Source organism: Chromobacterium violaceum ATCC 12472 (assembly GCF_000007705.1).
Lineage (GTDB): Bacteria > Pseudomonadota > Gammaproteobacteria > Burkholderiales > Chromobacteriaceae > Chromobacterium > Chromobacterium violaceum.
On record NC_005085.1, the window covers coordinates 990,240 to 1,011,766 of the forward strand.

Annotated in this window: 20 protein-coding genes, 2 tRNA genes, 1 pseudogene and 1 riboswitch; of the genes and pseudogenes, 14 read left to right on the top strand and 9 right to left on the bottom strand. The window is 64.2% G+C overall.

The window, feature by feature from the left end; all coding sequences use genetic code 11:
• Nucleotides 1-6 precede the first annotated feature (6 nt).
• Together CV_RS04660 and CV_RS04665 are read left to right on the top strand one after the other, a co-directional pair.
• On the top strand, nt 7-303 hold the full coding sequence (locus CV_RS04660) for a DUF2818 family protein (protein WP_011134510.1): 297 nt from the start codon (nt 7-9) through the stop codon (nt 301-303).
• 147 nt (nt 304-450) lie between these two features.
• Nucleotides 451-1,185 (top strand): ribonuclease T2, encoded by a 735-nt coding sequence (locus CV_RS04665; protein ID WP_011134511.1) that lies wholly within the window; start codon nt 451-453, stop codon nt 1,183-1,185.
• 352 nt (nt 1,186-1,537) lie between these two features.
• Here the strand turns inward: CV_RS04665 and CV_RS22705 are convergent.
• A pseudogene (locus CV_RS22705) lies at nt 1,538-2,304 on the bottom strand (IS5 family transposase).
• 362 nt (nt 2,305-2,666) lie between these two features.
• On the opposite strand from CV_RS22705, the gene CV_RS04670 reads away from it, so the two are divergent.
• Entirely contained in the window at nt 2,667-3,401 is a 735-nt protein-coding gene (locus CV_RS04670; protein ID WP_011134515.1) for a ribonuclease T2, read from the top strand.
• 82 nt (nt 3,402-3,483) lie between these two features.
• Here CV_RS04670 and CV_RS04675 read toward each other — a convergent pair whose 3' ends face one another.
• Nucleotides 3,484-4,350 carry a lipid A biosynthesis lauroyl acyltransferase gene (locus tag CV_RS04675; RefSeq protein WP_011134516.1) on the bottom strand — a complete coding sequence of 289 codons (867 nt, stop codon included), beginning with the start codon at nt 4,348-4,350 and terminating at the stop codon, nt 3,484-3,486.
• Nucleotides 4,347-5,243: a lysophospholipid acyltransferase family protein gene (locus CV_RS04680; RefSeq protein ID WP_011134517.1), complete on the bottom strand. Its 897-nt coding sequence runs from the start codon at nt 5,241-5,243 to the stop codon at nt 4,347-4,349. The genes CV_RS04675 and CV_RS04680 overlap by 4 nt, the downstream gene beginning before the upstream one ends.
• A gap of 76 nt (nt 5,244-5,319) precedes the next feature.
• Here CV_RS04680 and metK point away from each other — a divergent pair, with 76 nt between their 5' ends.
• A complete protein-coding gene (gene metK, locus CV_RS04685; protein WP_011134518.1) occupies nt 5,320-6,489 on the top strand; it encodes a methionine adenosyltransferase in 1,170 nt (389 codons plus the stop codon).
• A 52-nt stretch (nt 6,490-6,541) separates the two neighbouring features.
• On the opposite strand, the gene CV_RS04690 is transcribed toward metK, so the two are convergent.
• The gene (locus CV_RS04690) at nt 6,542-8,128 is read right to left on the bottom strand and encodes a histidine kinase N-terminal 7TM domain-containing protein (RefSeq protein WP_011134519.1); all 1,587 of its coding nucleotides are present in this window, start codon (nt 8,126-8,128) and stop codon (nt 6,542-6,544) included.
• Nucleotides 8,129-8,217: 89 nt separating this feature from the next.
• A riboswitch (S-adenosyl-L-homocysteine riboswitch) is annotated at nt 8,218-8,309 on the top strand.
• A gap of 72 nt (nt 8,310-8,381) precedes the next feature.
• Between CV_RS04690 and ahcY the strand changes: the two genes are divergently transcribed.
• The 3 genes from ahcY to CV_RS04705 all read left to right on the top strand — a co-directional run bounded on the left by ahcY (nt 8,382) and on the right by CV_RS04705 (nt 11,339).
• Nucleotides 8,382-9,782, top strand: coding sequence for an adenosylhomocysteinase (ahcY, locus tag CV_RS04695; protein ID WP_011134520.1), 1,401 nt, complete (start codon nt 8,382-8,384; stop codon nt 9,780-9,782).
• Between the two features lie 122 nt (nt 9,783-9,904).
• Nucleotides 9,905-10,741, top strand: a complete 837-nt coding sequence (gene metF / locus CV_RS04700) for a methylenetetrahydrofolate reductase [NAD(P)H] (protein WP_011134521.1) — start codon at nt 9,905-9,907, stop codon at nt 10,739-10,741.
• Between the two features lie 52 nt (nt 10,742-10,793).
• On the top strand, nt 10,794-11,339 hold the full coding sequence (locus CV_RS04705; protein WP_011134522.1) for a TIGR00645 family protein: 546 nt from the start codon (nt 10,794-10,796) through the stop codon (nt 11,337-11,339).
• 58 nt (nt 11,340-11,397) lie between these two features.
• Here CV_RS04705 and CV_RS04710 read toward each other — a convergent pair whose 3' ends face one another.
• Complete coding sequence (locus CV_RS04710) at nt 11,398-11,883, bottom strand: Lrp/AsnC family transcriptional regulator (protein WP_011134523.1); 486 nt, start codon at nt 11,881-11,883, stop codon at nt 11,398-11,400.
• A 422-nt stretch (nt 11,884-12,305) separates the two neighbouring features.
• Here CV_RS04710 and hppD point away from each other — a divergent pair, with 422 nt between their 5' ends.
• From hppD to CV_RS04740, 6 genes are all read left to right on the top strand, one after another.
• Nucleotides 12,306-13,382: a 4-hydroxyphenylpyruvate dioxygenase gene (gene hppD, locus CV_RS04715; RefSeq protein WP_011134524.1), complete on the top strand. Its 1,077-nt coding sequence runs from the start codon at nt 12,306-12,308 to the stop codon at nt 13,380-13,382.
• Between the two features lie 121 nt (nt 13,383-13,503).
• Nucleotides 13,504-14,637 carry a homogentisate 1,2-dioxygenase gene (locus CV_RS04720; RefSeq protein ID WP_011134525.1) on the top strand — a complete coding sequence of 378 codons (1,134 nt, stop codon included), beginning with the start codon at nt 13,504-13,506 and terminating at the stop codon, nt 14,635-14,637.
• Between the two features lie 175 nt (nt 14,638-14,812).
• Nucleotides 14,813-15,790, top strand: a complete 978-nt coding sequence (locus CV_RS04725) for a fumarylacetoacetate hydrolase family protein (protein ID WP_011134526.1) — start codon at nt 14,813-14,815, stop codon at nt 15,788-15,790.
• Nucleotides 15,783-16,427, top strand: coding sequence for a maleylacetoacetate isomerase (gene maiA / locus CV_RS04730; RefSeq protein ID WP_043595528.1), 645 nt, complete (start codon nt 15,783-15,785; stop codon nt 16,425-16,427). Before CV_RS04725 ends, maiA begins: the two co-directional genes overlap by 8 nt.
• Before the next feature lie 155 nt (nt 16,428-16,582).
• Nucleotides 16,583-16,658 (top strand) — tRNA-Phe (locus tag CV_RS04735).
• 6 nt (nt 16,659-16,664) lie between these two features.
• A tRNA-Phe gene (locus CV_RS04740) sits at nt 16,665-16,740 on the top strand.
• Between the two features lie 51 nt (nt 16,741-16,791).
• Here the strand turns inward: CV_RS04740 and CV_RS04745 are convergent.
• The 4 genes from CV_RS04745 to CV_RS23335 form a co-directional block, all read right to left on the bottom strand.
• A complete protein-coding gene (locus CV_RS04745; protein ID WP_011134528.1) occupies nt 16,792-17,991 on the bottom strand; it encodes an MFS transporter in 1,200 nt (399 codons plus the stop codon).
• Nucleotides 17,992-18,152: 161 nt separating this feature from the next.
• On the bottom strand, nt 18,153-19,622 hold the full coding sequence (locus tag CV_RS22035) for a protein-tyrosine phosphatase family protein (protein ID WP_011134529.1): 1,470 nt from the start codon (nt 19,620-19,622) through the stop codon (nt 18,153-18,155).
• A gap of 73 nt (nt 19,623-19,695) precedes the next feature.
• A complete protein-coding gene (locus CV_RS04755) occupies nt 19,696-20,106 on the bottom strand; it encodes a CesT family type III secretion system chaperone (RefSeq protein ID WP_011134530.1) in 411 nt (136 codons plus the stop codon).
• A 77-nt stretch (nt 20,107-20,183) separates the two neighbouring features.
• Nucleotides 20,184-20,573 carry a hypothetical protein gene (locus CV_RS23335; protein ID WP_011134531.1) on the bottom strand — a complete coding sequence of 130 codons (390 nt, stop codon included), beginning with the start codon at nt 20,571-20,573 and terminating at the stop codon, nt 20,184-20,186.
• A gap of 67 nt (nt 20,574-20,640) precedes the next feature.
• Between CV_RS23335 and CV_RS04760 the strand changes: the two genes are divergently transcribed.
• Nucleotides 20,641-21,438 (top strand): Cof-type HAD-IIB family hydrolase, encoded by a 798-nt coding sequence (locus CV_RS04760; protein WP_011134532.1) that lies wholly within the window; start codon nt 20,641-20,643, stop codon nt 21,436-21,438.
• The last annotated feature ends 89 nt before the right edge of the window (nt 21,439-21,527 follow it).

Below are 21,527 nucleotides of genomic sequence, written 5' to 3' on the forward strand. Positions count from 1 at the left end.
CGGGCCATGCAGACCGGCATCGTGATTCTGTTGTTGCTGGCCCTGGCGGCCGCCAACCTGCCGTTCGCCACCGTCCGCGTGGCGGGGGTGTTCAAGGTGGCGCGCAAGCACTTCGGCTGGCAGGCGCTCGAGCTGGCGGCGCTCTACCTGCTGGTGGGCCTGTTGGCCCGCGTGCTGGAAGCGCAGACGATGCCGGTGCATGCCCAGAACTGGCAGTTTTACGTCACCACCTTCGCGCTGTTCGTGGTGGCGGCCTTCCCAGGCTTCGTCTACCGTTATTTCTGGCGCAAGCCGGGACAATGAGGAACACGGACGCGCAAGCAACAAAGCACTGCCCAGGCAGTGCTTTTTTATTGTCATTTGTTGCCGCTTCTTGCTTAATATCGCATTTTGATTGAAATTGACATTTTATATCCGCATGAAATGCGGAATGAACCAATGGTCGACATCATGCGAAAACTACTGTCCCTCTCCCTGTTCGCGCTGCTGGCGGGTTTAGCCCAGGCCGACGAGCTCAAGCCGGCCCGCAACGGCGACTTCGCCCACTACACCTTCGCGCTGGCCTGGCAACCGGGCTTTTGCACCGCCGGCGGCGAAGGCTGCCTGCCCAGCCAGCCCAAGGAGGAACTGATCGGCCTGCACGGCTTGTGGCCTTCGGAACCGAAAAGCCTGGAAGACAAGGGCGTGAAGGTTCAGCAATGGTGGGCGTCGGGCTGTTCGATGCTGCCGCATGTGACGGCGGTTCCGCTGCTGTCCGAGGAGCTCCGGCAGCGCTTGAAGGAAACCATGCCGCAGCTGGCCAGCGATCTGCAGACCCATGAATACGTGAAGCATGTGCAGTGCTTCGGTTACGACGCCAACGAATTCTTCTCCACCGCGCTGCAGATGCGCGAGGCTGTGGTGGACAGCGATTTCGGCCGCTACCTGCTGGCGCAGGCGGGCCAGACCCGCAGCGACGCGGAGGTGAAGGATGCCTTCGCCAAGGGCTACGCCACGGGAGAACGCGGCGCGCTGCAGCTGCGCTGCGCCAAGGACGGCAAGGGCCGTAACGTGCTGACCGAGCTGTGGTTCACGCTGAAGAAGGACAAGCTGGACAGCTTCCCCGAGGCGGACAGCTTCCTGGACACGCCGGTTGCCGAGCGCGAGGATACCTGCTCCCAGCCATTTGTCTTGCCAGGCTGGTAGGCTGGGTGGATAAAACGGCTAAGTGGGCTTTATTGCATAACTTCAATGCAGGTTTGGCTCATTTTTTTACATAAAATCAATAAATGGCTGCTGTTGGGCGACACGGAACATGGGGCGACTCAAGCCGGTGATGATGAGACGCCACTCCGCCGAAGCGTCAGGTGGTAAGTCTATCGCCTTGTGGTCCGCAGTCCTCCAGCTTGGTTTCAAGTGCGTTGGAGTGGTAGTGGCCGCTCCGCTGTTGCCATATTGTCCTGCCTGGTTGTTTGGGGAGCGGGGAATCTGGTTTCGAAGTCGCGTGCCCAGTGTGCTCTAGCATACTGGTGGGTCTGAATGAGGCTATTTAGACTCGCTAACAAAACCTGTCGATAAATCGAAGACATATTAATGAGAAAGCGAGTTTGAGCAAGGCGTAATGCATATCCAGCCGCCGCTCGAAGCGGATGCGCAACTTGCCGAAGCCCGCTAGCCAAGAATAGGTACGTTCTACCACCCAACGGTGGCGACCTAGTTTCTCGCTGCTTTCCACCCCGCGACGAGCAATTCGCACCAAGACTCCGCGCCGGCTCAGGTGTTCACGGCAACGGCGGTAGTCGTAACCTTTGTCGACATGCAGCTTGTAAGGCTTTTGTTTGGGCCTCCCTGGCAAACCAGGAATGGCAGGAATCGCATCGACCAAAGTTTCGAAGGCCATGGAGTCGTGTCGGTTGTCGCCGGTCATGCTCAGCGCCAGTGGCAAACCTCGGCGATCCACGATGATGTGCCGTTTACTGCCGCATTTGCCTCGATCGGTGGGTTTGGGGCCGGTCTTTTGGCCCCCCCCCGGGGCTGGCAACACTCGCCCCGTCGACGCTGCGTGAGCAATGTCAGATGACGCTGATCCCAGAGACCTTTGAGCTGCCAATCTCGTAGCCGTCACCAGCAGGTCATGCCGCTGCCGAAGCCCAGTTCCTGGGGCAGATCTTCCCATGGGATACCCGTGGTGAGGACAAATAGAATGCCGTTCAGAGCGGCCCGATCATCCAAGCGGGGGCGACCCCTGCCACGGCGACGAGGTGGCAGGGCAAGCAGCTGCTGTAAGGATTTCCACAGCTTCTGGGTGACAAGTTGATGTCTCATGCCCGTCTGACAAGGCTCGGCATCATAAGGCAGGAATGCCTACAGGAGCCGGGTCAGTCCATTCAATGATCAGTCGCGTCTGTGAAGTTGATGTTCAAGCGCTACAGTTCTTTCTACCGGTTAGCGTTAGCGCATGGCGGAGACGATATGGCTAAGCTCGAGGGACATGGCTATATATTTCAATTTCTTAAAAATTATCGTACGTGTGTGAAATGTTCTATATCTTTTTAAAGATTGATTAAATTTAGATGGATGGCATGCCTGCCAATTTGGCTTTTCAAGTAGATTGCAGGTGACTGGATACAAAAATTCCGGCATCAGCTTACGAAGCAGTTTGGGAGCTTAATCCAAAGGGAGCGGGAATGTACGCGCGGATCCGTTTAGTACTCGTGGTCTTGATCACTGCATTGCCTGCAATGGCGGGGAATTTGAAAGCGGTTAGAAATGGGGATTTTTCCTATTACACACTGACACTGGCTTGGCAGCCGGGTTTTTGCAAATTGAGCCAAGCTTGTCAGGCGCCGCAGAACCCGGCCGCGGCAATCGCTCTGCTTGGGCTATGGCCTTCCTTGCCCGTCAGTCTGCAAGAGCAAGGCGTTAAGGACCAGGATTGGCGGAGCAAGGGTTGCCTATACTTCAGCCATAGCGTTGACGATCCGCAGCTGTCGGATGAGGTGCGGGTCAATTTGCTCAAGGTGATGCCCAGATTGATTGATGACGATCTGATCAGCAGCGAGTTCATAAAGCATGCGCAATGCTTTGGTTTTCAAGGTGATGAATATTTCTCTAAGGCATTGAAATTAAGACATTTTGTTGTGAGTAGCCCGTTTGGTGCCTATCTGGAAGGCAAGAAGGGACAAGTCGTGGATCAAGAGGCAGTCCGCCAGGCTTTCATTCATGCTTTTGGCGCTGCCAGCAGCTCGGCATTAAGCTTGCGTTGCCAGCGTGATGCTCAGCAACACAGCTTATTGACTAGCTTGGAAATAAGGATATCCGCGCAAAAGATAAGTGCCTTTCCGGCTGAAGCGTCATTATGGGGGGCGGTTAAAATCGATGTCGCCGACAGCTGCGATGGGCAGATATGGATCCCGAGTTGAACAACCGTTCTGCATCGCTCAGCCCAGCCGAGTGAGTGCGGCCTGAGCGTGCAGAACCCTGAGCAAACGTGCGGGGTATCCGTTAGTACACGCGCGTTTCGCCTTGAGGGCGGTTCTTGAAGCGCTTGTGCAGCCAGAAATACTGGTCCGGTATCTCGCGGACGCGGTCTTCCAGGAAAGCGTTCATCCGGCGGGTGTCGGCCTCGATGTCCTCGCTGGGGTAGCCGTCCCACGGCGGGTAGAACTCCAGTTCGAAGCGGTCGCCGACGCGGCGGGCGATCGCCGGCACCACCTTGGCGCGCGCCAGCTTGGCGATGCGCGACATGCCGGTGATGGTGGCAGCCTTGACGCCGAAGAAGTCGACGAACAGCGAATCGCGCACGCCGAAATCCTGATCCGGAAGGTAGAGGAAGGGCGCGTGGTCCTTGCGCATCGCCTTGATGATGGGCCGCAGGCCTTCCTGGCGGGAGACGATGTAGGCGTTGTCGTAGCGCTGGCGCCCGGCGTAGATCTGCTTGTCCAGCGCCTCGTTCTTCTGGTGCGAGTACACGCTGACCAGAGGGATGTACTGGTTCAGCGCGTAGACGCACATCTCGAAGCCGACGAAGTGCGGGTAGAACAGGATCACGTCCTCGCCCTTGTCGCGCAGATCGGTGACGTAATGCAGGTTCTTGATCTCGACCAGGCCGTCGATGCGCTTGGCTGAGCTCCACCAGCACACGCCGTACTCCAGCACCATCCGTATCATGTGCTGGCAGTTCTTGCGGATCAGCCGCTTGCGTTCGGCCATGGGCATGTCCGGAAAGCACAGCCTCAGGTTGATCAGGCCGACGCGGCGGCGGCCGCGCGCCAGCAGATAGGCGAGGTTGCCGAGGCCGGCGGCGAGCAGGCCGATGACCCGCATCGGCAGCAGGCGGATCAGCCATAGCAGGGCGAAAGCGAATTTCATGCGTGTCCTTGTTGTTCTGCGTCCGGCCGGGCGACGCCTGCCGGGCATTTGTAGCGGTTGTAGCTCCACAGATACTGGCTCGGAAAACGGCGGATCAGGTTTTCCACCTGCGCGTTCATCCGCGCGCAATCGGCTTCCTTGTCACCGGTGAAGGGTTCGGCCAGCGGTTCGATGTGCACGACGAAACCCTGGCCGCCGGGCAGGCGCTCGCCGACGAAGAACAGGGTGGCCACCTTGTTCATTTGCGCCAGGCGGGGCACCAGCGTCATCGTGTAGGCGGGCCGGCCGAAGAAGGGCGCCCATACGCCCTCGCCATTGCCGGGCACCTGATCGGGCAGGATGATGGTGGCCTCGCCGGATTTCAGCGCCTTCATCAGCACACGCACGCCGGCCGCGGTGGCCGGCGCGGTGCGGCCCTTGCCGCGCGCGCGGCCGGCCTGCATCACCGGTTCCAGCCATTGCAGCTTCGGCGGGCGGTACATCGCGGTCAGCGGAAACGGCAGGCGCGAACTGATGTAGCGCCCGGCGATGTCGTAGCTGCCCAGGTGCGGCGTGACGAAGACGATGCCCTTACCCTGGGCCAGAGCCTGTTCGACGTGTTCCCAGCCGTGGCACTGCTTGACCATGGCGGCGATGGCTTCCGGGCTGCGGCACCAGGCGATGGCCAGCTCCAGCGCGCCCTTGCCGGTTTCCGCCGACGCCAGTTTGACTTGCTGTGGCAAAAGCTGATAGTTTTGGCAGATTTTACTAGAACTCAGATTCTCCCGCAGCCGCGCCGCGAACCGCGGGGACGCGAGATAAGTCAGCCGCCCCAGAGCGGCACCCAAACCTTGTAGCCAGGATAATGGGAGGCTCGCCAGGAAGGTCAGTAGCAATTGGACTAGCTTGGACATAAGCTGAGCGGTCTTGGTCTGAAAGCGGCCTATTCTACCATCACAGGGTTTTGTATTTTTTGGGAACGCATAATAAATGAGTGAATACCTGTTTACCTCGGAATCGGTCTCCGAAGGCCACCCGGACAAGGTAGCCGACCAGATCTCCGACGCCATCCTCGACGCCATCCTGCGCGAGGACAAGCACGCCCGCGTCGCGGCCGAGACGCTGGTCAACACCGGCCTGGTGGTCCTGGCCGGCGAGATCACCACCACCGCCAACGTCGACTACATCAAGATCGCGCGCGAAACCATCAAGCGCATCGGCTACGACGATTCCGAGCTGGGCTTCGACTTCCGCGGCTGCGCGGTGATGGCCTGCTACGACAAGCAGTCGCCAGACATCGCCCAGGGCGTGAATGAGGGCGAGGGCCTGGACCTGAACCAGGGCGCCGGCGACCAGGGCCTGATGTTCGGCTACGCCTGCGACGAAACGCCGACGCTGATGCCGTTCCCGATCTATTACGCGCACCGCCTGGTGCAGCGCCAGGCCGAGCTGCGCAAGGACGGCCGCCTGCCGTGGCTGCGCCCGGACGCCAAGAGCCAGATTACCTGCGTGTACGACGCGGCCACCGGCCTGCCCAAGCGCATCGACACCGTGGTGCTGTCCACCCAGCACAGCCCGGACATCGACCACAAGACGCTGTCCGAGGCGGTGATCGAGGACATCGTCAAGCCGGTGCTGCCGCCGGAGATGATCACGCCGGAAACCAAGTTCCTGATCAACCCGACCGGCCGCTTCGTCATCGGCGGTCCGATGGGCGACTGCGGCCTGACCGGCCGCAAGATCATCGTCGACACCTACGGCGGCGCGGCGCCGCACGGCGGCGGCGCGTTCTCGGGCAAGGATCCGTCCAAGGTTGACCGCTCGGCGGCCTATGCCGGCCGCTACGTGGCGAAGAACATCGTCGCGGCGGGCCTGGCGCGCCAGTGCCAGATCCAGGTGTCGTACGCGATCGGCGTGGCCGAGCCGACCTCGATCGCGGTGGACACCTTCGGCACCAACAAGATTCCGAACGAGAAAATCGTGGAACTGGTGAAGAAGCATTTCGACCTGCGTCCGAAGGGCATCATCCAGATGCTGGACCTGTTGCGCCCGATCTACGGCAAGACGGCGGCTTATGGCCACTTCGGCCGCGAAGAGCCGGAGTTCAGCTGGGAGCGCACCGACAAAGTGGAGGCGCTGCGCGCCGACGCCGGGCTGTAACCATAACCGGTTGCATCGAAGAAACCGCCAGTTCGCGCTGGCGGTTTTTTTATTATCCGCGTCCGGCGCGCACGCTGCAGTTCTTGCCGGCGGCCTTGGCCTGATACAGCGCCTGGTCGGCGCGGCGGTACAGCTCGTCCAGCACGCGGCCGTTGCCGGGCAGGGCGGCGATGCCGCAGGAGAAGCTGGCGCGGAACGGATGCTCGCCGGCATGCTCCATCTGGTGGAAGGCGCGCCGCCATTCCTCGACCCTGTGCTGCGCCTGTTCGGCGTCGCTGCCGGGCAGCACCACCATGAATTCCTCGCCTCCCAGCCGGCAGACGATGTCGGCGGCCCGGCTCCGCTCCCGCAGCAGGCCGGCCAGCGCCTGCAGCACGCGATCGCCGATCTGGTGGCCGTGCCGGTCGTTGATGCGCTTGAAGTCGTCCAGGTCCAGCATCGCCACCGCGATCGGCTTGCCCTCGCGCTCGGCCCGTTCGCGCTCGCGCTCGAAGGTTTCGTCCAGGTAGCGGCGGTTGAACAGATGGGTCAGCGGATCGCGCAGCGTCTGTTCGCGCAGCGCCGCCTGCAGCGCCTCGATCTGGGCCAGCCTGTCGGTCAATTGCAGATTCGCCTCGCGCAACGCGTCTTCGGCCTGGCGGCGCAGCGTGATGTCGCGCATCACCAGCATGCGGGTGCGCGCCGGCTTGTGGAAGGGCTCGATGTCGTAGATGCGGACATCCAGGATGCGGCCGCCGTCTGGCGGCATCAGTTCAAGATGCGCGCCGGGAGCCAGCATGCTGGCCTCCAGCCATGGCGCGGGCAGGGGCTGGCCGGGCCAGTCCGCCGGCGCGCCGCCCAGCATCCCGGCGCCGGACGGGTTGATGTCCAGGATGCGCAACTGGTGGTCGACCACCACCACGCCGTCTCCCATGGCCTCGAACGCCCGCGCGCGCGCCACCGGCACCAGGTGCAGCTGGCGCAGGTATAGCAGATCGATGGCGAAGATCAGTCCGGTGAAGGCGAAGGAGTGCGGCGTCGGGTCCAGCCCTTGCAGTGGGAAAGCGCCGGTCAGATAGAGGATGTTGCCGAACCACGGCGCGATCGCGCTGAGCATCAGCGTCAGCGACTGGCCGCGGAAATGAGCGGGAAAGTAGTGCAGCGCGCGGATCAGCAACAGGCTGCCCAGCAGCATCATCAGGTAGGAATAGCCGGCCACGCCCAGCCAGAACGCCGGACCGTGCCCGTAGACCAGCAGGTTGTAGCCGGAAGGGCTGGGCTGGAAGCGGGTCCACACCAGGTGGTGGTATTCGTTGCTGGCGGCCAGCAGCAGGCAGATGGCGGGGATGGCGAACAGCAGGGCCAGCGCGCGCCGGCGCAGCGAGAGATGGTTGTAGTCCAGCGCCAGCAGCAAGAACAGCACCGGCGTGCTCAGCGTGCCCAGGTATTCCACCTTGGACCAGAACAGCTTGGCGGCTATGCTGGTGACGGACAGTTCGCACATCGCGCCGGCGGCCCAGAACGCGACCGAGGCCATCAGCAGCGCCAGCCAGCGCACGCCGGCGAAGCGTCTGCGGCTCCAGGCGATCACGCTGATGGCCGCCGCCAGCAGCGCGGCCAGGCCGGACAAGGCGGCCAGCGGGGTGAACACGAAACTCATGGCGGTCCGGAATGGAGGCAAGCCGCTAGTTTATCGCTTTGACATGACAAGTCCTACCTTTTCCGATTCGACTGGGTATAATGTTCCGGTCACCCGAGGAGCGCTGCGAGGAGAACCCTTCCCCAGGCTCGGGCAGCCGCGGGCCGTTCACCGGCCCGCGACCCAACGGCGCTCACCTGACTCATGACCGTGGCGGCACGGGATGGCGGGTGGGCCGCATCCTGGCCGGCCGCGTGAACAAGGATGCTTCACGATGGCTGATTTTTCCGATTTCCATGTTGCTGACATCGCGCTTGCCGGCTGGGGCCGCAAGGAACTCAACATCGCCGAGACCGAGATGCCCGGCCTGATGGCGACGCGCGACGAATATCACGCCGCGCAGCCGTTGCGCGGCGCGCGCATTGCCGGCAGCCTGCACATGACAGTGCAGACCGCGGTGCTGATCGAGACCCTGACGGCGCTGGGCGCCGAAGTGCGCTGGGCGTCGTGCAACATCTTCTCTACCCAGGATCACGCCGCCGCGGCCATCGCCGCCGCCGGCATTCCCGTGTTCGCGTTCAAGGGCGAGAGCCTGGACGAGTACTGGGAGTTCAGCCACAAGATCTTCGAATGGCCGGAGGGGCAGCCCGCCAACATGATCCTGGACGACGGCGGCGACGCCACCTTGCTGCTGATGCTGGGCAGCAAGGCGGAAAAGGACATCGGCGTGATCGCCCATCCGACCAATGAGGAAGAGACCGCGCTGTTCGCATCGATCAAGCGCCACCTGGCCATCGATCCGCATTGGTACTCGAAGCGCCTGGAGCACATCCAGGGCGTGACCGAGGAGACCACCACCGGCGTGCACCGCCTGTACCAGCTGGAGAAGGACGGCCATCTGCCGTTCCCGGCGATCAACGTCAACGACTCCGTCACCAAGTCCAAGTTCGACAACCTGTACGGTTGCCGCGAATCGCTGGTGGACGGCATCAAGCGCGCCACCGACGTGATGGTGGCCGGCAAGGTGGCCGTGGTGCTGGGCTACGGCGACGTGGGCAAGGGCTGCGCGCAGAGCTTGCGCGGCCTGGGCGCCACCGTGTGGGTGACGGAAATCGACCCGATCTGCGCGCTGCAGGCGGCGATGGAAGGCTATCGCGTGGTGCGGATGGACGAAGTGGCCGACCAGGCCGACATCTTCGTCACCGCCACCGGCAACGTCGGCGTGATCACCCACGAGCACATGAAGAAGATGCGCAACAACGCCATCATCTGCAACATCGGCCACTTCGACAGCGAAATCGAAGTCGCCAGCTTGCGCCAGTACCAGTGGGAAAACATCAAGCCGCAGGTCGACCACATCATCTTCCCCGACGGCAAGCGCGTGATCCTGCTGGCCGAAGGCCGCCTGGTGAACCTGGGCTGCGCCACCGGGCATCCCAGCTTCGTGATGTCCAACAGCTTCACCAACCAGGTGTTGGCGCAGATCGAACTGTTCGCCAACGGCCACAAGTATGAAAAGAAAGTGTACGTGCTGCCCAAGCACCTGGACGAGAAGGTCGCCCGCCTGCACCTGGCGCGCATCGGCGCCCGGTTGACCGAGCTGTCCGACCAGCAGGCCGCCTACATCAGCGTGCCCAAGCAAGGGCCTTATAAGCCGGATCACTATCGTTATTGATTATTGAACCAAGGTGAAACGGACAGTCCCCATAGAATGGAGCTGTCCGTTTTTTTCGGGCACGCCAAACGATCAACGGCACAAAGAGGCCGGCAGCCAGGACCGCGATAGAGAGGATCACCATGACGCAGACGCCGCGTACCTTCAGTTTCGAATTCTTTCCGCCCAAGACGCCGGAAGGCGTGGCCAAGCTGCGCACCACGCGCCAGCAGCTGGCCCAGTTCAAGCCGCAGTTTTTCTCGGTGACTTTCGGCGCCGGCGGAACTACCCGCGACGGCACCTTGTCCACCGTGCTGGAAATCCACAGCGAGGGCCAGGCCGCCGCGCCGCACCTGTCCTGCATCGGCTCGACCCGCGAGAACATCGCCGCCATTCTCAACGAGTACCGCGGCAACGGCATCCGCCACCTGGTGGCGCTGCGCGGCGACATCCCGTCGGGCATGGTGGCCGCCGGCGAATTCCGCTACGCCAACGAGTTGGTGGAATTCATCCGCGCCGAGCACGGCGACCATTTCCACATCGAAGTGGCTGCTTATCCGGAGTTCCATCCGCAGGCGCGCTCGGCGGAGGACGATCTCGCCAACTTCGTGCGCAAGGTCAGGGCCGGAGCGGATTCGGCGATGACCCAGTACTTCTTCAACGCCGACAGCTATTTCCGCTTCGTCGACGAAGTCCGCGCGCGCGGGGTGGACATTCCCATCGTGCCGGGTATCATGCCGATCTCGAATTTCGGCCAGCTGTGCCGCTTCTCCGACATGTGCGGGGCGGAAGTGCCGCGCTGGCTGCGGCTGCGCATGCAGTCCTATTACGACGACACCGCGTCCATCCGCGCGCTGGGACTGGACGTGGTGACCGAGCTGTGCGACCGCCTGCTGCAGGGCGGCGCGCCCGGCCTGCATTTTTACACATTGAACCAGGCGGGCCTGGTCTCCACCATCTGGCAGAGGCTGGGCCTGTGACGGCGCGCGGGCGGAATGACGCCGCCCGCGGCCGCGAACGACAGGAAAGCCCATGCAAGACCAACAATCCGCTCAATTCGAACCCCGGAAATCGCTGCTCGGCCAGGTGATCTTCAGCAGCCGCTGGCTGCAGCTGCCCATCTACCTGGGCCTGATCGTGGTGCAGGGGGTGTACGCGTGGAAATTTCTCGCCCAGTTGTGGGAACTGCTGGAGGGGCTGAACCACCTGACCGAGACCGACATCATGCTGGCGGTGCTGGGCCTGATCGACGTGGTGATGATTGCCAACCTGCTGGTGATGGTGACGGTGGGCGGCTACGAGACCTTCGTGTCCCGCCTGCGCATCGACACCCATCCGGACCAGCCGGAGTGGCTGGACCACGTCAACGCCTCGGTGCTGAAGGTGAAGCTGTCGATGGCCATCATCAGCATCTCGTCCATCCATCTGCTGCAGACTTTCATCAACGCCAGCCGCATCGACGAGCACACCATCAAATGGCAGCTGTTCCTGCACCTGGCCTTCCTGCTGTCGGCGGCAGCCATCGCCTACACCGACAAGTTGCTGGCCGGCACCACCGCCCACCATCAGCGCCATTGAGCGCGCCCCAATGCGAAACGGCCCGTGAGGGCCGTTTCGCTTTTCCGCGCGGGACTGGTCAGATGCCGCGCATCTGGCCCAGCGGCAGCGCGGTGGTGCGTTTGATCTCCTTGAGCACGAAGCTGGATTTGACGTCCTCCACGCCGGGATGCTGCAGCAGCTCGTCCATCACGAAGCGCGAGAAGTGCTCCATGTCTTCGAAATACACCTGCAGCAGGTAATCCATCTCGCCGGTCATCGCGAAGCAGTTGATCACCTCCGGCCAGTTCTGCACCGCTTCGATGAAGCTCTGCAGGTGCATGTTGCCGCGCTTCTCCAGCGTGACGCGCACCCAGGCCTGCAGGCCCAAACCGATGTGAGCGGGATCGAGCAGCGCGACGTACTGGCGGATCACGCCGGACTCTTCCAGCTGTTTCAGCCGGCGCAGGCAGGGCGACGGCGACAGCGCCACGCGCTCGGCCAGTTCGACGTTGGTCAACCGGCCGTCAAGCTGAAGCTCGGCCAGAATACGCAAGTCTGTCTTATCTAATGTGAGACTTGGCATATTTTCTCCTGATAATCGGATTGTTGAGCCATTTTATTCTTCAATATCGTCCGGAAAAAGTCATTTAGCAAGATAATTGCCGGCCGCTTTCCATAGAATAAAAAGCCTAAATCGCAAACGGCGGCGCAAGACTGCCGATGCATGTCGATGGTGTGTGACAGCAGATAACGAGTCGTTCGGAGGAGAGCCAAGCCGTACCGCCATCGGCGGCCGGCGCCGGCGCGCACGTCCCGCCGCGCATTCCGTTTCCCCTTGCCTCTGCTTCCTCACGCCTCGTCTAACCGCTCCCTCCGTCCTGCGGATGGGCATGCGGTCAGCTTACATAACGCGGACCATCCGCGCACGTTTACAAAAGTCTGAACGAAAATTGATAGTCCATGCCGTGATTGACAGGTATGGGGCTATAAACAGAGGAGAAACAGATGAAAATGGAAGCCATGCTGCAAAATCCGCTCGCTACCGACGGTTTCGAGTTCGTCGAATACACCGCCCCCGACGCTGAAGGCGTGCAGAAACTGCGCCAGCTGTTCCTGTCGCTGGGTTTCACCGAGGTGGCCCGCCATCGCAGCAAGGACGTCAGCCTGTTCCGCCAGGGCGACATCAACTTCATCCTGAACGCCGAACGCAGCCAGCCGGCCAGCGAATTCGCCAAGGCGCACGGCCCGTCCGCTTGTGCGATGGCCTGGCGCGTCAAGGACGCCGCCAAAGCCTACGAGTACGCGCTGGCCCACGGCGCCAAGCCGTATCAGCGCCCGGTCGGCGCGATGGAGCTGAACATCCCGGCGGTGGAAGGCATCGGCGGCTCCGCGCTGTACTTCGTCGACCGCTACGGCAAGGACAAGGACATCTACGAGATCGACTTCGTTCCGCTGGAGGGCGTGGATCAGCATCCGTACGGCGTCGGCCTGACCGAGATCGATCACCTGACCCACAACGTGGCGCGCGGGAATATGGCCACCTGGGCCGATTTCTACACCGGCATCGCCAACTTCCGCGAAATCCGTTACTTCGACATCGAAGGCAAGCTGACCGGCCTGGTGTCCAAGGCGATGACCAGCCCCTGCGGCAAGATCCGCATCCCGATCAACGAGTCGTCCGACGACAAGAGCCAGATCGAGGAATTCCTGCGCCAGTACAACGGCGAGGGCATCCAGCACATCGCGCTGACCACCGACGACATCTACGCCACAGTGGAAACGCTGAAGGCGCGCGGCACCCGCTTCCTGGATACCCCGGACACCTATTATGAAAAGGTGGACGCCCGCGTGCCGGGCCACGGCGAGGACGTCGCCCGCCTGAAGAAGAACAGCATCCTGATCGACGGCGCGCCGGTGGAAGGCATCCTGCTGCAGATCTTCACTGAGACGGTGATCGGCCCGATCTTCTTCGAGATCATCCAGCGCAAGGGCAACGAGGGCTTCGGCGAAGGCAACTTCAAGGCCCTGTTCGAGTCCATCGAGGAAGACCAGATCCGCCGCGGCGTGCTGAAGGCCGATTGATCCATTCCCGCCGCGGCGGCCGGCTCCGGGTTTCCGGGCGGGCGCCGCGGCGTCTTGCCGTATGTGCATCATGCAATGGCGCGGTTCGCGCGTAGGCGGCCGCGCCGACAGGACATCCAAAATGCGTAAATGGATCAGTTATCCGCACCGCGAGGGCACCATCTCGCGCCAGGCCCACGCCGATTTCCCGGCCGAGGCCATCTACGAGCGCGAAGTGGGCCGCAGCGGCTTCTTCGGCCCGGCCACCCACCTGCACCACAAACACCCGCCGACCGCCTGGAGCGCCTGGGAGGGCCCGCTGCGCCCCCGCGCCTACGACCTGAACGAGCTGCCGCACGGCACGCCGGCGCCGTGGGACGCGCCGCTGGTGTTGCACAACGCCCAGTGCAAGCTGCGCATCTGGCGCTGCGACCAGGCGATGACCCAGCTGTCCCGCAACGCCGACGGCGACGACCTTTTGTTCATCCACGGCGGCAGCGGCGAGCTGTTCTGCGACTACGGCCACCTGAGCTACCGCGACGGCGACTACATCCTGGTGCCGCGCTCCACCAGCTGGCGCATCGAGCCGGCCAGTCCGACCACGATGCTGCTGATCGAAACCAGCAACGGCGCCTACCAATTGCCGGAAAAGGGCCTGGTCGGTCCGCACGCGATTTTCGACGAGGCGGTGCTGGACGTGCCGGCCATCGACGACGCCTTCAAGGCGCAGCAGACCGAAGACGAATGGCAGGTGGTGATCAAGCGCCGCGGCGCGCTGTCCACCGTCACCTACCCGTACAACCCGCTGGACGCCATCGGCTGGCACGGCAATCTGTCGGTGGCGCGCGTCAACTGGCGCGACATCCGCCCGCTGATGAGCCACCGCTACCACCTGCCGCCGTCGGCGCACACCACCTTCGTCGCCGATGGCTTCGTGATCTGCACCTTCGTGCCGCGGCCGATCGAGTCCGATCCGGGCGCGCTGAAGGTGCCGTTCTATCACAACAACGACGATTACGACGAAGTGATCTTCTACCACGCCGGCGACTTCTTCAGCCGCGACAACATCAAGCCCGGCATGCTGACCTTCCACCCGGCGGGCTTCACCCACGGTCCGCACCCGAAGGCCTTCGCCAAGGCGATGACGGATCCGAAAACCTTCACCGACGAAGTGGCGGTGATGATAGACGCCCGCGACGCGCTGGAGCAGGGGCCGGGGCTGGCCGGCGTCGAGTGGCAGGGCTACGTGGACAGCTGGAAACCCAAACAGGCCTGACGCCATTGCTGCTGCGCGAGCCGATCTTGGCGCTGCGATGCTCGCGGTACGATTTGTACCGCTGCGCTTCTCCCGCCGACCTCGGCCCGCTCGCGACGCAATCGCGTTCAGGCCAGGCTGAAGAATTGACATAGAGGAACGGCCCGCAGCGGCCGCTAGCAGAAAGAACATCAAGATGAAACTAGCCACTTACCACAACCACACCCGTGACGGCCAGTTGATGGTCGTCAGCCGCGACCTCACCCGCGCCGTGGCGGTGCCCGCGATCGCCGCCACGCTGCAGGCGGCGCTGGACAATTGGGCGCAGGCGGAGCCGAGGCTGCAGGAAGTCTACAAGGCGCTCAACCACGGCCAGGTGCCGGACGAGGTCGCCTTCGACGCCAAGCGCTGCCTGAGCCCGTTGCCGCGCGCCTACCAATGGGCCGACGGCAGCGCCTACCTGAACCACGTCGAGCTGGTGCGCAAGGCGCGCGGCGCCGAGGTGCCGGCGAGCTTCTACACCGATCCGCTGATGTACCAGGGCGGCTCCGACGCTTTCCTGGCACCGACCGCCGACATCCCGCTGCGCGACGAGGCCTGGGGCCTGGATTTCGAAGGCGAGGTGGCGGTGGTCACCGGCGACGTGCCGCTGGGCGCCCCCGCCGACGCCAAGTACATCCGCCTGCTGATGCTGGTCAACGACGTGACGCTGCGCGGTCTGATCCCGCCGGAGCTGGCCAAGGGCTTCGGCTTCTTCCAGAGCAAGCCGGCCACCGCCTTCTCGCCGGTGGCGGTCACCCCGGACGAGTTGGGCGACGCCTGGGATGGCGGCAAGGTGCACCTGCCGCTGTTGGTCGACTACAACGGCGCCTTCTACGGCAAGCCCGATTGCGGCGTGGAGATGCAGTTCAGCTTCCCGCAGCTGGTGGCGCACGTGTCCAAGACCCGCGAGCTGGTTGCCGGCTCCATCGTCGGCTCCGGCACCATCTCCAACAAGGATCGTTCGGTCGGCTCCTGCTGCCTGGCCGAGCAGCGGATGATAGAAACCATAGAGCAGGGCGCGCCCAAGACGCCGTTCATGAAAGTGGGCGACACGGTGCGCATCGAGATGCGGAACGCCGCCGGCGACAGCATTTTCGGCGCGATTGAACAGACCGTGGTGAAACATGACTGATCGCGTGTTGTACGGCTATTTCCGTTCCAGCGCCGCTTACCGGGTGCGCATCGCGCTGAATTTCAAGGGGCTGGATTACCATTACCAGCCGGTCAACCTGCTCAAGGGCGAGCAGAGGAGCCCGGCGTACCTGGCGATCAACCCGCAAGGACTGGTGCCGCTGCTGGACGACGGCGGCGTCAGGATCGCGCAGTCGCTGGCCATCTGCGAATACCTGGACGAGGCTTACCCGGACACGCCGCGGCTGCTGCCGGCCGATCCGGCGGCGCGGGCGAGGGTGCGCTCGCTGGCGCTCGCCATCGCCGCCGACATCCATCCTTTGCAGAACACCCGCGTGGGGAAGTATTTGCAGACCGAGTACGGCAAGGACGAGGAAGGCAAGGCCGAGTGGATCCGCCACTGGATCCGCACCGGTTTCGACGCGCTGGAAAAACAGCTGGCCGAGTCGCCGAGCCGGTATGCGGCAGGCGATGCGCCGACGCTGGCCGATGTCTGCCTGCTGCCGCAGGTGTTCAGCGCCCGTCGTTTCGGCGTGGATCTGGCGCCGTATCCGAACATCGTCCGCGTCGCGGAAGCGCTTGAGCATCTGCAAGCGTTTGCCGAGGCGCATCCGTCGCGGCAGCCGGACGCGATGTAAGCCCTTGATCCGACGGGCCGGCTGCGTCTGGCGGCCGGCCCGCTGGTTTTTCACGGCCTGCAGCCCGCTGTTTTTTGCAATTATTCCTTGACGCGAATGGCGTCCTCTGATTAAATGCGTGGCTCTGACGGCGTGACAGCGCTGACAGAAGAAGTGGCCAGTTAGCTCAGTTGGTAGAGCAGCGGATTGAAAATCCGCGTGTCCGTGGTTCGATTCCGCGACTGGCCACCACAGCAAGGCCAGTTAGCTCAGTTGGTAGAGCAGCGGATTGAAAATCCGCGTGTCCGTGGTTCGATTCCGCGACTGGCCACCAGATTAAGAAAAGCCGAATCCCTCAGGATTCGGCTTTTTGCATTGCCTGCGCTCAGCAGGCGTCTTCCACCGCGGCTTTGCGCAAGGGCGCGCGCGGCAAGACCGCCGCGATCAGCAGCGCGCAGACGCCAGCCGCCAGCGGCAGATTCAACCCGGCGCGGGCGCCGTAGGCGTCGATCGCCAGGCCGCACAAGGAAGCGCCGCCGGCCACGCCCAACAGAATGCCGGTGACCAGCCAGGTCAAGCTCTCGGTCAGCCGCGCGCGCGGCACCGCCTTCTCCACCATCTCCATCGCCACGATCAGCGTCGGCGCGAATGACAGCCCGGACAGCAGCATCACCGCCGCCAGCCAGAAGACGTTCGGCGCCAGCGCGATCAAGGCCGAGCTTGCCGCGGTGGCCGCGCAACAGTACAGCAGCAGCCTGCCCAGCGGCATGGCCGGCTTGAGCGCGCCGAAGGCCAGCCCGCCGATGCCGGAGCCCAGCGCATAGAGCGCCAGCACCCAGCCGGCGGCGGACGGCGAGCCCTGCGCCTTGGCGAAGGCCACGGCGGCGACATCGATGATGCCGGCGATGGCGCCCAGCGTGCCCATCAGCAGGGCGAGGACCGGCACCGGCTGCAGGAAGAGCGCGGAGCGGCCGTTGCCCGGCGTGGCGGGATGGGCCGGCGGTTCGGTGGATTTCTGGCGCAGCAGCGCGGAGACGCTGAGCAGGATGAGCAGGGAGGCCAGCAGCGGGCCGGCCTCGGGAAACCAGGCCAGGCACAGGCCTATCGACAACGGCGGGCCCATCACGAAGGCGATCTCGCTCAAGACGCTGTCCAGCGCGAACGCCGTCGGTAGCAGTGTCTGGCCTTCCAGCAGCCGCGCCCAGCGCGCGCGGGTCATTGCCGGAATGCTGGGCAGACAGCCCGCCGGCACCGCGCAGAGGTACAGCATCCAGGGCGGCGCCTCCAGACGGCTGCACAGGGCCATCGCCAGCAGGGCGAAGGCGCCGATGCCGGTGGCCGGCGGCAGCACCCGGCTCTGACCGTGGCGGTCGGCCAGCCGCGATACCTGCGGCGACAGCAAGGCGGTGGCCAGCATCAAGGTGGCGGCCACCGAGCCGGCAAGGCTGTAGCTGTTACGGGTCTGCGACAGCATGGTGATGACGCCGACTCCCACCATGGTGCTGGGCAGGCGCGCCACCCAGCCGGCCAGCGCAAGCGCGGCGACGCCCGGCGTGCGGAACAACTGGCCGTATCGATTGCTCATGGTTTCTCCTGGCGGTTTTCGGCGTCGGCGGCCGGATTCGCGCCGATCAGGTCAAGCTATCCATCCCTTATGTCTTTGTCAATTTGACGATGGTCGTCATCGCGCGCATGGCTGAAATGAAAAAAGCACGCCTGGGCGTGCTTTTTTCACGGCTGCCATGCTCAGCGCGGGCGGCGGGGCGGCGGCGGCGGCGCGTCGTTGGCGTAGATCGGCTCCGCTTGCGCCTGGTTCGCGTAGATCGGCTCGGCGGCGGTTTCGGGCTGCAGGATGGCTCGGCCCTGCTGTTGAGCCAGGTCCACCAGCGTGGAGAGCTGGCCGCTGGTCTGCACCATCAGATGGTTGCGGCTGCCGCGCATGTCGGCGACGATGGATTCCAGGCTGGACGCGCCCGGCTTCAGCAGCTCGCGCGCGGCGATCAACTGGCCGGTGCGGCCGACGCCGGCGCGGCAGTGGATGACCGGCAGCAGCTTGTCCGGGTCGTTCAGCGCGCTGCTGTTGTTGTCGCGGTAGAACGCGGTTTTCTTGTCCGCCACCGCATCGACGTGCTGGGCCAGCGCTTTCAGCGCGGTCGCGCCCTGGGCGCCGAAGTCGGCCCAGTTGGGCACGTGCAGCACCGGGATGGAGACGCTCTTGTGGTCGGCGCCCCTGACGTTCAGATGGTAGGCGCGTACCTCCAGCCCGCCTTCCAGCGTGGTGCTCCCCTTGCTCTTGGACTCGACCTCGACCCGGCCGTAGCGGCCGCTCTGGGAGAAATAGTCGGGCAGGTCTGCCTTGCCGTCCCGGCCTTGCTTGGCCATGTCGGCGTCGGAGGCCAGCACCACCAGCACCGGCGTGCGGTTGGCGGCCAGCATGCCGAAGTAGCTTTCCAGTTGGGCGGCTTTCGGATATTGGCTGGCGATGGCGACGTTGACGCCGCCGACCTGGACGCGGTTGGCCGGCAGCGGCGCGCCATCCGGCGCGCGGACCTGGGTGGCGGCGGCGGTGGGGATGTCGCGGAAGCGGGCTTGGCCGACATCGTTGAGGAAGCGCGCGCCTTCCGCGCTGGAGCCGACCTGGGCCTTGAGCTGCAGCAGCAGGCCGCTTGGCTGATCGCTGCTGCCGAGCCGGCTGGCCAATTCCGTCTTGATCGCGTCGTGCTTCTCGGGACGGGCCTCGGCGCGCGGCTGGGCCAGCTTCAGGTGCTCGGCGCCGCGGCGCTGCTTCAACGACGCGCGCTCGCCGCGGGACGGCTCGCCGGATGGGCGGGCGGCGGCTTGATCCGCCCAGCGCAGTTTCGGCTTGCCGCCGCGGGTAACCGTGTCCACATCTTGCTGGGTGGGTTTGGCGATGGTTTCGTTGGCTTGGGTGTTGCGCTGGGTAAGCGCGTCCATCGGCCGGTCGAACAATTGCGCCAGGCGGAATTCGCGCGGCTTTTGTCCTGGAATCAGCAGATCGTGCTTGAGCAGGAACTGGTCAGCGCGGCGCGTCTGATCAGGGTGCAGCAGGTAGGAGCGGCCGGTGTAGACCACCAGGGTGCCGTCCTTGCGGATGCCGATGCGGGCCTTGTCGGCGTTCACGCCGCTCAGGCTGTCCAGACGGGACAGGTCGAGCTGGCGTCCGCCCAGTTGGATGCCGGTTTGGATGGTGCTCATCTTCACTTCTTTCTTAGCGGGTTGCCCGGATGGGCTTGTAGAGCGGCCGCGCGGCTGCGGCGCGCCGGATGGGTCAGCGAGGAAGGGCGGCTTCGGCTTGGCCGAGCAGATCTTCTGCGGCGGCGATCAGCGCGTCCAGCGCGGCCGCGAGCATGGGCAGGTCGACGCCGTGGCTGGGCAGCCGCAGCCAGCAGCCCAGCCTGCCTTCGGTATCCAGCGCCGCGACCGGCTGCCAGGGCCGGGCCGCAATCTGGTTGCCGCGCAGCGCGCGCTCCAGCAAGGCTGCGGAGGGGGAGGGCAGCGCGTCGCCCAGATCGGCCTGCATGAACCAGCTGTCCTGATCGATGGCGCCCAGATGCAGCGTGAAGCGCTGTTCCACCGTCAGGCTGACAACCTCCTGGCCGGCGGCCGGCTGCGGCGCGTCGAAACCCAGGTGCCGCAACAGCTCGGCTGCGCAGTGGTGAAAGGCTGTCAGGTCATGCATCACGGATTCCTCGTATTGATTATCTTTTAATCAGATTATTCTTATGGATGGCGCGATGAGAGGCTTCCAGAATTCGCTCATCGCCGGCTGGATGATTTGGCGGGCGTGAACACTCTGCGGACGTCCGCGGCGCGGACATCGGCTTGCGCGGAGCCGCCGGGCAGGCGGCGGGCGTGATGGCCGGCGGCGCTGTAGGTGACGCCCGCGCCGTGATAGCCGCTGACTTCAGGCTGATGGAATCCCTGTTTGCGCAATGCATCGCTCAGCGTCTGGGCAAACGGCTGACTTAAAACCGCGCGTTGGCCGAACAGCCCGAGCCAGCCGGTTTTGCGGCCGTAGACGGGTTTGGCCGCGCGGGATAGCGCGGAAAACGCCGTTTTCGCGAGAAATTTTGCCCGCGGGAAAAGCCAGCCGCTTGCAAAAAGCGCCAAGTCCGGAGCGGATGCGGCGTGCGCCCGGGCATGCATGGCGTGGCGGCAAGGGCATTGGCGCCGGCGGCGTATAATTGCCGGTCAGACCCACACAGGAGTCCTCATGCCTTACCGTTTCATCGCCTCCGACCTGGACGGCACGCTGCTGGACCCGCACCACGCCGTCACGCAGTTGACCGCGGAAACCCTGCAGAGCCTGGAGCGCCGAGGCGTGCGCTTCGCTCTCGCCACCGGCCGGCATTACCTGGACGTCAGGGGCATCCGCCAGGCGCTGGGCGTGCGGGCCCACCTGATCACCTCCAACGGCGCCCGCGTCCACGATCCCGACGACGCGCTGATCCACCGGCAGGACATAGCCGCCGAACTGGTGCGCGCCATTTCGCAGCCGGCATTCGCCGATGGCGCCATCGTCAACTTCTACCGCGACGACGAATGGCTGATCAGCGAGCCCTGCCGGGAACTGCTGGACATGCACAAGGATTCCGGCCTGGTCTACCGGGTGGACGACCTGGCCCGCCACGACGGCGCGGGCGTGGCCAAGGTGCTGTACATCGCGCCGCACCAGCGTTTGCTGGCGCTGGAGCGCAAGCTGAGGGAGCGTTTCGGCGACCGGCTCTACATCACCTTCTCGCTGGAGCATTGCCTGGAGGTGATGGCGGCCGGCGTGTCCAAGGGCCAGGCGTTGCAGCTGGTGCTGGCGAAGCTGGGCATTCCGGCCGCGGCCTGCCTGGCTTTCGGCGACGGCCAGAACGACGTGGAGCTGCTGCAGGCGGCGGGGCATCCGCGGGTGATGGGCAATGCCCACCCGCGGCTCAGCGACATGCTGCCCCAGGCATGCCGCATCGGCAGCCACGCGGAATCGGGCGTGGCGCTGCATCTGCGGCAACTGTTCGCGCTGTAGCGGCGGAGGCGCCCGAAAATAGACCCGCTTCCGCTGGCCAAGCGGGACGGGAGCGCGCTAAGCTAGGCCAAACGTCTGTCCTTGTTTCT